Genomic DNA, 12,783 nt, shown 5'->3' with positions numbered 1-12,783 from the left:
TACGCCATCGGAATGGACGCAGTTCCCAAGGGCGGAACACCGTTCTGTTCCTCCCTCCAACTTGACGTACGACCAAGGGAAACGGTTGCTCCCGGAACCCTCACGAGTGAGTCTCTCCCCGGATCACGGCGAGCACTCCATCCAATTCGTCCGGTTTCACGAGAACGTCACGTGCCTTGGACCCCTCGCTGGGGCCGACGATGTTGCGCGACTCCATGAGGTCCATCAGCCGCCCGGCCTTCGCGAAGCCCACGCGCAGCTTGCGCTGGAGCATCGACGTGGAGCCGAACTGCGTGGAGACGACCAGTTCAGCGGCCTGGCACAGCAGGTCGAGGTCGTCGCCGATGTCCTCGTCGATCTCCTTCTTCTGCTTCGTGCCGACCACCACGTCGTCCCGGAAGACCGGGGCCATCTGGTCCTTGCAGTGCTGGACAACGGCCGCGACCTCCTCCTCGGTGACGAAGGCGCCCTGCATACGGGTCGGCTTGTTGGCCCCCATCGGCAGGAACAGTCCGTCGCCCTTGCCGATGAGCTTCTCCGCTCCCGGCTGGTCGAGGATCACCCGGCTGTCCGCGAGCGAGGAGGTGGCGAACGCGAGCCGTGAGGGCACGTTCGCCTTGATCAGGCCGGTGACGACGTCGACCGAGGGCCGCTGGGTCGCCAATACCAGATGGATGCCGGCCGCGCGCGCCAGTTGTGTGATGCGCACGATGGCGTCCTCGACGTCCCTCGGGGCGACCATCATGAGGTCCGCGAGCTCGTCGACGATGACCAGCAGGTACGGGTACGGCTGGAGCTCGCGCTCGCTGCCCTCGGGCGGCTTGACCTTGCCGTTGCGCACGGCCTGGTTGAAGTCGTCGATGTGCCGGTATCCGTAGGCCGCGAGATCGTCGTAGCGCAGGTCCATCTCGCGCACCACCCACTGCAGGGCCTCGGCGGCCCGCTTGGGGTTGGTGATGATCGGCGTGATCAGGTGCGGGATGCCCTCGTACGCGGTCAGCTCGACCCGTTTGGGGTCGACGAGCACCATCCGGACGTCCTCCGGAGTCGCTCTTATCATCACCGAGGTGATCAGGCAGTTGATGCACGACGACTTGCCGGAGCCGGTGGCGCCGGCGACCAGGACGTGCGGCATCTTGGCGAGGTTGGCCATCACGTAGCCGCCCTCGACGTCCTTGCCGAGCGCCACGAGCATCGGGTGGTCGTCCTCGGCGGCGTCCGCGAGGCGCAGCACGTCTCCGAGGTTGACCATCTCGCGGTCGGTGTTGGGGATCTCGATGCCGACCGCGGACTTGCCGGGGATCGGCGAGATGATCCGCACGTCGGGGCTCGCGACCGCGTACGCGATGTTCTTGGTCAGGGCCGTGATGCGCTCGACCTTCACGGCCGGGCCGAGCTCCACCTCGTAGCGGGTGACCGTCGGGCCGCGGGTGAAGCCGGTGACGGCCGCGTCGACCTTGAACTCCGTGAAGACGTTGGTGAGCGAGGCGACGACCGCGTCGTTGGCGGCACTGCGCGTCTTGCCCGGGCCGCCGCGCTCCAGCAGGTCCAGCGCGGGCAGCGCGTACGTGATGTCGCCGGACAGCTGCAACTGCTCGGCGCGCGGCGGCAGGGGCTGGGACTCCTCGGGGGCCGGCTTCGTCAGGTCGGGGACAGGGCCCTGGGCCGCAGGCCTCTGGGGCTCCCTCGGCCCGGCCTCCTCGGGCTCGCGGGCGCTGGGCACCGCAGAGGCGGCCCGACGGCGCTCGGCGGTGACGTCGCGCGTGAGGTCGGCGACGAGCGGGGAGGGCGGCATGCCGTTCAGTACGGCTCCGTCGAGAGCGGCCGCCGCTGCCGCGGCGACGTCCACGGCGTCCATCTCGCGCCCCATGGCGGGCTGCGCGGAGGGCCGGCACGGTCGCCTGCGCCGTTCGAGCGCCTCCTGCTCGGCCTGGTCGGCGTCGTAGACGTCGGCGGCCTCGTCCTGGCGGCGCCCGGCGGAGCGGCGCGGTCGGCCGGGCAGGGACTCGCGCCACTGGTCGTCGTAGCGCCGGTCGTCGTGGGTGCCCTCGCCGGGCTCGGGCGCGGCGTCGACCAGGCCGAGCCTGGAGCCGAGCAGATGCAAACGCTGGGGGATAGCGTTGACGGGGGTCGCGGTCACGACGAGCAGGCCGAAAACGGTGAGCAGCACCAGCAGCGGGACCGTCAGCACCTCGCCCATCATGAAGATCAGCGGCTTGGACGCGGCCCAGCCGATCAGGCCGCCGGCGTCCTGCATGGCCTCGGTGCCCTCCCCGCGGCCGGGGGATCCGCAGGCGATGTGCACCTGCCCCAGCACGCCGACGACGAGCGCGGACAGGCCGATCACGATCCGGCCGTTGGCGTCGGGCTTCTGGGGACAGAGGATCAAGCGCACGCCGATCGCGCCGAGGAGGAGCGGGACGAGCAGATCGAGGCGTCCGAAGGCGCCCGTCACCAGCATCTCCACGAGATCGCCGACGGGCCCGCGCAGATTCGACCAGGTGCCGGCGGCGACGATGATCGCGAGACCCAGGAGCAGGAGCGCAATGCCGTCCTTGCGGTGCGCGGGGTCAAGTCCCTTGGCGCCACGCCCTATCCCGCGGAACATGGCGCCCACGGTGTGCGCCAGGCCCAGCCAGAGGGCGCGCGCGAGCCGGTGCACGCCCCCGGTGGGGGACGGTGCGGGCTTGAGCGCAGCCGCCTTCCGGGCCGCGGCCTTCTTCGCCGGTGCCTTCTTCGCGGGTGCGGACTTCTTCGCGGCGGTCTTCTTGGCGGGCGCCGCCTTCTTCGCCGCGCCGGTCGTACGGCCGGCGCGCGGCTTCGCGGTGCCCGCCGTGCCCTGGGAACCCTTGCCGGACGTACGTGAGGCCATGGTGGTGAGGTTACCGGTGTTGACGCCGGTGGACACGCGTGCCCACTGCTTCACCCGTTCGTGTCGTGCCTGAAGGGGCGACGAACCGACGCTCCGTCAGCGCCGCGTGACGCCGTCACGAGACCCCGCGGCGGATCAGCTCTGCGACGGCAGCGTCGGCGTGCCCCCGCCGGTGCCGGGCTCCAGCGCGTCGAGCGCCCGGCGCAGGCCGGTGAGCTTGCGCTCGAGATGGGCGGCGGTCGCCACCGCCGCGGCATCGGCGGAGTCGTCGTCGAGCTGCTTGGACAGCGCCTCGGCCTGCTCCTCAACTGCCGCGAGTCGTGCCGACAGTTCCGCGAGGAGACCGGCGGGCTCTCGGCTGCCGCCCGCTTCGACCTGGCCGGCGCCCTCCAGCTGCAGGCGCAGCAGCGCCGCCTGCTCCCGCAGTTGGCAGTTCTTCATGTAGAGCTCGACGAAGACCGACACCTTCGCGCGCAGCACCCAGGGGTCGAACGGCTTGGAGATGTAGTCGACGGCTCCCGCCGCGTAGCCGCGGAAGGTGTGGTGGGGGCCGTGGTTGATCGCGGTGAGGAAGATGATCGGAATGTCACGGGTCCGCTCACGCCGCTTGATGTGCGCGGCGGTCTCGAAACCGTCCATTCCCGGCATCTGGACATCCAGCAGAATGACCGCGAAGTCGTCCGTCAGCAGCGCCTTGAGCGCTTCCTCCCCTGACGATGCCCGCACCAGCGTCTGATCGAGCGCGGAGAGGATGGCCTCCAGCGCGAGCAGATTCTCCGGCCGGTCATCGACCAGGAGGATCTTGGCCTTCTGCACCATGCCCCGTCCTCCTCGCCCCGGCATGGGGTCCCTCCGGCTCGAAGAGCCGGAGGACGCACCGGGCGCCGCCCCAGGGGACGACTCCCTTGCGTCGCCCGTCCTTGTGCCGGTCATGGTAGCCGCACCCCGCCCGTCGCCACACCCTGTCACCGTGATGTCACTGTGCACGTACCGAAAACGTGGGGGGAGACCGGATAGTTCCCCGTAAATCTCAGGTCCACACGCATTCGGACGCAACCGATCAGCAACAACCGGTGGTTCGGGCCGGGCCCGCTCACTTGACGTGCATCCACTGCTCCATCACGGAGAGGAGATGGTCGGGATCGACCGGCTTGGTGACATAGTCCGAAGCGCCGGACTCGATCGCCTTCTCCCGGTCCCCCTTCATCGCCTTCGCGGTCAGGGCGATGATCGGCAGACCCGCGAACTGCGGCATCCTGCGGATCGCCGTCGTCGTCGCGTACCCGTCCATCTCCGGCATCATGATGTCCATCAGTACGACTGTCACATCGTCGTGCTGCTCCAGGACTTCGATGCCCTCCCGCCCGTTCTCCGCGTACAGCACGGACAGGCCGTGCTGCTCCAGCACGCTCGTCAGGGCGAACACATTGCGGATGTCGTCGTCGACGATCAGCACCTTCTCGCCGTCGAACGCGAACACCCGCCGCTCCTCGGCACCCTCCTGCCCGGCCGTCGCCTCGCCCCACGGCTCCTGCGCCTCCCCCAGCTGCGCCTGCTGCCCGCTCCTCGCGTTCAGAGCCTTGCGGCGCCGGCGCAGCAGTGCCGCCGGACCCACGGGGGGCGCGGCCGGACGCGGGACAGCGGTCCGCGCCTGCGCGCCCCCGTCCTCGCCGGCTGTGTCCTTGTCCCGCACATCGCCCACACCGGGCTCGAGCTGCGGGTACCCGTGCGGCGGCAGCTCGGTCGGCTGCAGCGGCAGGTACAGCGTGAACGTGGAGCCCCGGCCCGGCTCGCTCGCCGCGTGGATCTCGCCGCCGAGCAGCCGCGCGATCTCCCGGCTGATCGACAGGCCGAGGCCCGTACCGCCGTACTTCCGGCTGGTCGTGCCGTCCGCCTGCTTGAACGCCTCGAAGATCACGCGCATCTTGCCGGCCGCGATCCCGATGCCGGTGTCCGTCACCGAGAAGGCGATCAGATCCGCGTCCGCGTCGCGCAGCGACCCCGCCTCCAGCAGCTGCTCCCTGATCGACTGCGGCACATCGGCGCCCGCCGGCCGGATCACCAGCTCGACGGCGCCGCTGTCGGTGAACTTCACCGCGTTCGACAGCAGATTGCGCAGCACCTGGAGCAGCCGCTGCTCGTCGGTGTGCAGCGTCGCCGGCAGCTCCGGGGAGACACGGACCGAGAAGTCGAGCCCCTTCTCCGCCGTCAGCGGCCGGAACGTCGCCTCGACGTAGTCCACGAGCTGCACCAGCGCGATACGCGTCGGGCTGACGTCCATCTTGCCCGCCTCGACCTTCGACAGGTCGAGGATGTCGTTGATCAGCTGCAGCAGATCGGAACCTGCGCCGTGGATCGTCTCCGCGAACTCCACCTGCTTCGGCGAGAGATTGGCGTCGGCGTTGTCCGCGAGCAGCTTCGCCAGGATGAGCAGGGAGTTGAGCGGCGTCCGCAGCTCGTGCGACATGTTCGCGAGGAACTCCGACTTGTAGCGCATGGAGACCGCGAGCTGCTCCGCCCGCTCCTCCAGCACCTGCCGCGCCTCCTCGATCTCGGTGTTCTTCACCTCGATGTCGCGGTTCTGCTGGGCCAGCAGCTCGGCCTTCTCCTCCAGCTCGGCGTTGGACGCCTGGAGTGCCTTCTGCCGGTTCTCCAGCTCGGCGGAGCGCTCGCGCAGCTGCTCCGTGAGCTCCTGCGACTGCTTCAGCAGCACCTCGGTCTTGGTGTTGACGCTGATCGTGTTGACGCTCGTGGCAATCATCTCGGCGATCTGGTTCAGGAAGTCCCGCTGGATCTGCGTGAACGGCTGGAACGACGCCAGCTCGATGACACCGAGGACCTTCCCCTCGAACAGGACCGGAAGGACGATCACATACGCCGGGGACGCCTCACCCAGCCCCGACGAGATCTTCAGATAACCCGGCGGCACATTGACCTGGATCGTCCGCTTCTCCTCCGCAGCCGTACCGATCAGGGTCTCCCCCGGCCGGAACGACGTCGGCATCAGCCCCGCCGAATAGCCGTAACTGCCGCGCATGACCAGCTCGTACGACTCCCCGCCGTCCGGCACCTCCTGGCCGCTGCCCGTCGGCATCGCCAGGAAGAACGCGCCGTGCTGAGCCGAGACGACCGGCGTGAGCTCGCTCATGATCAGCGAGGCCACGTCGTCCAGATCGCGCCGGCCCTGCATCAGACCGGAGATACGGGCCAGATTGCCCTTCAGCCAGTCCTGCTCCTCGTTGGCGAGGGTGGTGTCGCGCAGATTCGCGATCATCGTGTTGATGTTGTCCTGGAGGACCTGGATCTCGCCCGCGGCGTCCACGTCGATCTTCAGGTTCAGATCGCCGCGTGTCACCGCCGTGGCGACGGCCGCGATGGCGCGCACCTGCCGGGTCAGGTTCCCGGCCATCTCGTTCACCGACTCGGTCAGGTCGCGCCAGGTGCCGTCGACGTCCCGCACCCGCGCCTGACCGCCCAGCTGCCCGTCGGTGCCCACCTCACGGGCCACGCGCGTGACCTCCTCTGCGAACGACGACAGCTGGTCGACCATCGTATTGATCGTCGTCTTCAGCTCCAGGATCTCGCCCCGCGCATCGATGTCGATCTTGCGGGTGAGATCGCCCTTCGCGATCGCGGTGGTGACGGTCGCGATCTGCCGCACCTGGCCGGTGAGATTGGAGGCCATGGAGTTCACCGACTCGGTGAGGTCCTTCCAGGTGCCGGAGACGCCCGGCACGTGCGCCTGACCGCCCAGCCGCCCGTCGGTGCCCACCTCGCGGGCCACGCGGGTCACCTCGTCGGCGAAGGACGAGAGCGTCCGCACCATAGTGTTGACCGTGTCCGCGAGCTCGGCCACCTCGCCGCGTGCCTCGACCGTCACCTTCTTGGTCAGGTCACCGTTGGCGACCGCCGAGGAGACCCGGGCGATGTTGCGCACCTGATTGGTCAGGTTGTTGGCCATCAGGTTCACGTTGTCGCTGAGGTCCTTCCAGATGCCGGTGACGCCGCGCACCCGCGCCTGGCCGCCCAGCACACCTTCCGTACCCACCTCGCGGGCGACCCGCGTCACCTCGTCCGCGAAGTCCGACAGCTGGTCGACCATCGTGTTGACCGTCGTCACCAGCTCCAGGATCTCGCCCTTGGCGTCAACGGTGATCTTCTTCGACAGGTCGCCCTTGGCGACCGCCGTCGTGACCTCGGCGATGTTGCGCACCTGGCTCGTCAGGTTGTTCGCCATGAAGTTGACGGACTGGGTGAGGTCCTTCCAGGTGCCCGAGACACCCTGCACCTCCGCCTGGCCGCCGAGGATGCCCTCGGTGCCCACCTCGCGGGCCACCCGGGTCACCTGCTCCGCGAAGTTGGAGAGCTGGTCGACCATCGTGTTGAGCGTGTTCTTCAGCTCCAGGATCTCGCCGCGTGCGTCCACGTCGATCTTCTGCGACAGGTCGCCGCGCGCCACCGCCGTCGCGACCTGGGCGATGTTGCGCACCTGGCCGGTGAGGTTCTCGGCCATGCCGTTCACCGAGTCGGTCAGGTCACGCCACACACCGGCCACGCCGGGCACCTGAGCCTGACCGCCCAGCCGCCCGTCGGTGCCCACCTCGCGGGCCACCCGGGTCACCTGCTCCGCGAACGCGGAGAGCTGGTCGACCATCGTGTTGATGGTGTTCTTCAGCTCCAGGATCTCGCCGCGTGCGTCCACGTCGATCTTCTGCGACAGGTCGCCGCGCGCTACCGCCGTCGTCACCTGCGCGATCTGACGCACCTGGGACGTCAGATTGCCGGCCATGAAGTTGACGGAGTCCGTCAGTTCCTTCCACGTACCGCTGACGCCGTCCACGCGGGCCTGACCACCGAGCCGGCCCTCCGTGCCCACGTCCCGGGCCATCCGCGTGACCTGGTCGGCGAACGAGGACAGCTGCGCCACCATGGTGTTCACGGTGTTCTTCAGCTCGAGCATCTCGCCCGCGACATCGACCGTGACCTTCTGCGACAGATCACCGTTGGCCACCGCCGTCGTCACCTGCGCGATGTCCCTCACCTGCCCGGTGAGGTTACGGAAGGCGGTGTTCACCGAATCGGTGAGGTCCTTCCACGTCCCCGCCGCACCCGGCACCTCGGCCTGACCGCCCAGCCGGCCCTCGACGCCGACCTCCCGGGCCACCCGGGTCACCTCGGAACCGAACGACTGGAGCTGGTCCACCATGGTGTTCACGGTGTTCTTCAGCTCGAGCATCTCGCCCGCGACATCGACCGTGACCTTCTGCGACAGATCACCGTTGGCCACCGCCGTCGTCACCTGCGCGATGTCCCTCACCTGGGTGGTCAGGTTGCGGAAGACGGTGTTCACCGAATCGGTGAGATCCTTCCACGTCCCCGCCGCACCCGGCACCTGCGCCTGACCGCCCAGCAGCCCCTCCGCGCCGACCTCGCTGGCCACACGCGTGACCTCGTCCGCGAACGTCCGCAGCGTCTCGGTCATCTGGTTGATCGTCTCGGCGAGCTGCGCCACCTCGCCGCGCGCGCTGACCGTGACCTTCTGCGACAGATCACCGTTGGCCACGGCCGTGGTCACCTCGGCGATGCCGCGCACCTGGGACGTCAGGTTGCCGGCCATCGTGTTCACCGAATCGGTGAGGTCCTTCCACACGCCGGCCACACCGGGAACGGTCGCCTGACCGCCCAGCTCGCCCTCCGTGCCCACCTCGCGGGCGACCCGCGTCACCTCGGAGGAGAAGGACTGGAGCTGGTCCACCATCGTGTTGACGGTGTTCTTCAACTCCAACATCTCGCCCGCCACATGGACGGTCACCTTCTGCGACAGGTCACCCTTGGCGACGGCCGTCGTGACCAGGGCGATGTCCCGCACCTGAGCCGTCAGCCGGTACGCCATGGTGTTGACCGAATCCGTGAGGTCCTTCCACGAACCGGACATTCCGCGCACCTGGGCCTGGCCGCCGAGCTTGCCCTCGGTGCCCACCTCCAGCGCGACCCGCGTCACTTCGTCGGTGAACGCCGACAGCTGGTCCACCAGGCTGTTCACCGTACGAGCGACCTTCAGGAACTCGCCCCGCAGCGGCCGCACCGTGCCGTCCTGGCCGTCGGTCGACAGCGAACGCAGCTCCATGCGCTGGTCCAGATCACCCTCGGCGACCGCCGACAGCACCCGGCCGACCTCGGAGACCGGGCGTGCGAGGTCGTCCACCAGCTCGTTGGAGGCGTCGACGGCGGCCGCCCACGAGCCCTCGCAGGCCCCGGTCTCCAGCCGCTCCGTGAGCTTCCCCTCGCGACCGACCATCCTGCGGACGCGTGCGATCTCCCCGGTGAGATGCAGATTACGGTCGGCGACCTCGTTGAAGACCGCCGCGATCTCGGCCATGACGCCGTCGCCGGACACCGTCAGGCGACGCCGGAAGTTGCCGTCGCGCATCGCCACCAGAGCCGACTTCAGCCTGTTGAGAGCTGCTGTGTCGACTTCGGTTGTCCCATTGCTCCGGGACCGTCCGCCTTTCGCACGCGCATCCTTGCCGCGCGCCGCCACGCCAGACTCCACCGTGTCCCTCCCGCAGGGGTTGACCGTACTGCCCGGGCCTACTCAAGAAGCCTGCCCAGTGTTTCACCATGCCGGAACCAGGCCATAACAGTTCGGCAGCTTCGCATAGCGTCCCCACCCCCGGAGGGCGGAAACAGCCGCAACCGGCATCCGCTCGGACAGCGAAGGTAAGTAACCTGGCATCCGGCTGTCCAACCGCCCCGGTCCGCCCGGCGGGGGCGGTGCGGTGCAGCTACGACCACCGGGCACGGGGAGGGGCAAGCCGATCATGGCAGAGCCGGGCGTCGAGACGCGTAAGAGGAGTTCTGTGATCACCGCGCGGGCGGCCGCCAGCTTCGACCCCGTCGGGCGGTCCGTCGCGACCGCCCGCGCCTTTGTCCGCGACACCCTCCAGGGCTGGGGGTACTCGGACGTCGTCGACGACGCCGTGGTCCTCACCAGTGAGCTCGTCACCAACGCCGTCGTCCACGCGGGCACCTCGGCCGACGTCCTGTGCCTGCGCAGCGAGGACGGTGTCCGGATCGAGGTCGCCGACCGCTATCCCGAGCGCGAGATCCCGATTCAGGGCACCGGCCACTCGCTCGGCAGCCCCGACCGGGAGAACGGCCGCGGCCTGCTGCTGTGCGCGGCACTCGCCTCCCGCTGGGGCGTCGAGTACACGCCCACGCACAAGCAGGTCTGGTTCCAACTCGACCTGCCCCAGCGCCCGGTCGGCACCCGGTCCGCCGGCCCTGCCCTCCCCACGGCCATGCTCCCGGTCGCCGACGACCGGGTACGCGTGGCCGTCACCCAGATCGACCGCAGCGGAACGATCGTCGTATGGAACGAGGACGCCGAGCACCTCTTCGGCTACCCCTCGGAACAGGTCATCGGCAAACCGCTCACCGACTTCGCCGCCTGGCCGCACACCCCCGGCATCGGCACGGGCATCGCCGAGGCGCTGCAACTCTCCCGCTGGGAAGGCAGCTACGGCATCCGCGGCACGGACGGCCGCGTCGTCCCTGTTTACGCCTCGCACCTCCGGGTACGCGACACCAACGGTGAGCCGTCCACGGTCTGTCTCCTCGTACGCGACGACGAGCGGGCCATTCTCCAGACCCCGCAACGTGCTCCGGGCTCCGACCACGGCTCGGAGCACCGCACGACCGACCCGTTCGAGGTCTTCATCGGCTCACCCGCCCCGGACGATCTCGACGGCCTGCTCCAGCGCACCGTCGAACGGGCCCGGGACATGCTCGACGGCGACGCCGCGTTCCTGCTCCTCGCCACCGACGACGAGACCGAGCTCGAGGTACGCGCCACCACCGGACTCCCCTCGGCTCGCCAGCGTTTCGCGCGCGTCCCGGTCGAGGCCGGCACGGGCCGCTACGGCTCGGCGCGCATGCCCGCCGTCCACGAGGACCTCACCGCCGTCCCCGGCGCCGTACCTCTCCTCAACTCCACCGGCATGCGCTCGGTCGTCACCGTCCCGCTCAAGGTCGAGGGCCGGCTCACCGGCTCCCTCGGCGTGGCCACCGAATCCGCGGGCCGCTACTCCAACGAGGAGGCGTTGCGCCTGCAGTTCGCCGCCGACCGCATCGCGCTGGCCGTCGAGTCGGCCCGCCTCGGCGAACTGGAACGGCTGCGACGCGGCTCCCTGTCCTTCCTCGTGGAGGCGTCCGACCTGCTCGCGGGCACACTCGACCGCGACCAGACCCTGGCTCTGATGGCCCAGATGACGGTCCCCACCCTCGCCACCTGGTGTGCGGTCTACACGATCGCCGACCAGTCGTCGGAGCCGTACCTCAGCTACGTGCTCCACGAGGACGAGGACCGCATCGACGGTCTCAAGGCCCTCCTGTCCAGGATCGATCCCCCGGACCCCGTACCGACGCCGGGCGCCCGCGTGTGGAACGCGCCGGCGGAGACCGCACAGCGCGCCGCCCTGCTCGCCTCCAAGCGCGAGCTGGGCCTCGGCTCCACCCCGCCGGTCTCCTCCGGCATCGGCGCGACGCTGGCGACGGCCGCGGCCGTCGGCGGCGAGACGGTCGTCCTCCCGCTCGTCGCGCGGAACCGCGTCATCGGCATGCTCACGCTCGGCAAGCCGTCCGACGACCACTTCCGGCAGGAGATCCTCGAACTCGCCGAGGACCTCTCGCGCCGCGCCGCCCTGGCCCTCGACAACGCCCGCCTCTACTCCGAGCGCATGGCGATCAGCCAGTCCCTGCAGCGCAGCCTGCTGCCACCGGGACTGCCGCAGATCCCGGGCGTCGAGGTCGAGGTCATCTACCGCGCCGCCGGCGAGGGCAACGAGGTGGGCGGCGACTTCTACGACCTCTTCCCGATCCGCGACGGCGCGTACGGCTTCGCCGTCGGCGACGTCTGCGGCACGGGCCCGGAGGCCGCGGCCGTCACCGGCCTGGCACGCCACGCACTGCGACTGCTGGCCCGTGAGGGCTTCGGCGGCCCCGCGGTGCTGGAGCGGCTCAACGCCGCCATCCTCGACGAGGGCGCCCGCAGCCGCTTCCTCACGCTGCTGTACGGGGAGTTGTGGCCGCAGGAGGACGGCAGTGCCGTTCTCAAGGTCGTGTGCGCCGGCCACCCGCTGCCCCTGCGTCTGCGCCAGGACGGCACCGTGGAACCGGCGGCGGACCCGCAGCCGCTGCTGGGCGTGATGGACGACCTGGAGCTGTACGAGCAGGTCGTGACGCTGGATCCGGGCGATGTCCTGCTGTGCGTGACGGACGGCGTGACCGAGCGTCGCGAGGGCACGCGCATGCTGGGCGACGACGGCCTCGCCGACGTCTTCACGACGTGTACGGGCCTGACGGCCGGCGCGGTGGCTGCCCGCGTGCTCAGGGCGGTCGAACGCTTCGCCGCGGAACCGGCATCGGACGACATGGCGATCCTGGCGATGCGCGTCCACGAGCCGCACCAGAACTGACCGAACGCAGAAGGCCCCCCGCCACGATGGCGGGGGGCCTTCTTGAGTGCCGAGCCCCCAAACGGAATCGAACCGTTGACCTTCTCCTTACCATGGAGACGCTCTGCCGACTGAGCTATAGGGGCCTGTTGCTTTCGCGGTGTTCCCCGCGGCAACGAGATGAAGCATAGCCCATCCGTACGGGCGTTTCCAAAACGTGCGACCGCCTACCGCGCCCGCTGCCGGCAAGCGGAACGCCGGGAGAACGCCCGGGGACCAGCAGGACGCAGAAAAGCCTCAACCCCCGTACTCGTACGGGGGTTGAGGCTCAATGATTGTTCGGCGGCGTCCTACTCTCCCACAGGGTCCCCCCTGCAGTACCATCGGCGCTGAAAGGCTTAGCTTCCGGGTTCGGAATGTAACCGGGCGTTTCCCTAACGCAATGACCACCGAAAC

Annotated in this window: 4 protein-coding genes, 1 tRNA gene and 1 rRNA gene; 1 reads left to right on the top strand and 5 read right to left on the bottom strand. The window is 69.5% G+C overall.

Annotated elements, in window-relative coordinates; all coding sequences use genetic code 11:
* Positions 1-100 precede the first annotated feature (100 nt).
* From ACLB9X_RS29075 to ACLB9X_RS29065, 3 genes are all read right to left on the bottom strand, one after another.
* Positions 101-2,872 (bottom strand): DNA translocase FtsK, encoded by a 2,772-nt coding sequence (locus ACLB9X_RS29075; RefSeq protein ID WP_410363392.1) that lies wholly within the window; start codon positions 2,870-2,872, stop codon positions 101-103.
* Between the two features lie 135 nt (positions 2,873-3,007).
* On the bottom strand, positions 3,008-3,691 hold the full coding sequence (locus ACLB9X_RS29070; RefSeq protein ID WP_410363391.1) for a two-component system response regulator: 684 nt from the start codon (positions 3,689-3,691) through the stop codon (positions 3,008-3,010).
* 274 nt (positions 3,692-3,965) lie between these two features.
* Positions 3,966-9,425, bottom strand: a complete 5,460-nt coding sequence (locus ACLB9X_RS29065; RefSeq protein WP_410363390.1) for a HAMP domain-containing protein — start codon at positions 9,423-9,425, stop codon at positions 3,966-3,968.
* A 268-nt stretch (positions 9,426-9,693) separates the two neighbouring features.
* On the opposite strand from ACLB9X_RS29065, the gene ACLB9X_RS29060 reads away from it, so the two are divergent.
* Positions 9,694-12,348: a SpoIIE family protein phosphatase gene (locus tag ACLB9X_RS29060; protein ID WP_410363389.1), complete on the top strand. Its 2,655-nt coding sequence runs from the start codon at positions 9,694-9,696 to the stop codon at positions 12,346-12,348.
* 52 nt (positions 12,349-12,400) lie between these two features.
* Here ACLB9X_RS29060 and ACLB9X_RS29055 read toward each other — a convergent pair.
* Both ACLB9X_RS29055 and rrf read right to left on the bottom strand, forming a co-directional pair.
* Positions 12,401-12,473, bottom strand: a tRNA-Thr gene (locus ACLB9X_RS29055).
* 191 nt (positions 12,474-12,664) lie between these two features.
* Positions 12,665-12,781: ribosomal RNA gene (rrf, locus tag ACLB9X_RS29050) — 5S ribosomal RNA — on the bottom strand.
* Between the last annotated feature and the right edge of the window lie 2 nt (positions 12,782-12,783).

Source organism: Streptomyces sp. 5K101, assembly GCF_046506645.1.
Taxonomy (GTDB): domain Bacteria; phylum Actinomycetota; class Actinomycetes; order Streptomycetales; family Streptomycetaceae; genus Streptomyces.
The sequence above is the reverse complement of the archived record's forward strand: the minus strand, read 5'-3'. Positions and strand labels throughout refer to the sequence as shown.

What these genes read in the sequence shown, in the direction of transcription:
- ACLB9X_RS29075 (WP_410363392.1), bottom strand. Translation starts at nt 2,872, where the DNA reads ATGGCCTCACGTACGTCCGGCAAGGGTTCCCAGGGCACGGCGGGCACC.
- ACLB9X_RS29070 (WP_410363391.1), bottom strand. Translation starts at nt 3,691, where the DNA reads ATGGTGCAGAAGGCCAAGATCCTCCTGGTCGATGACCGGCCGGAGAAT.
- ACLB9X_RS29060 (WP_410363389.1), top strand. Translation starts at nt 9,694, where the DNA reads ATGGCAGAGCCGGGCGTCGAGACGCGTAAGAGGAGTTCTGTGATCACC.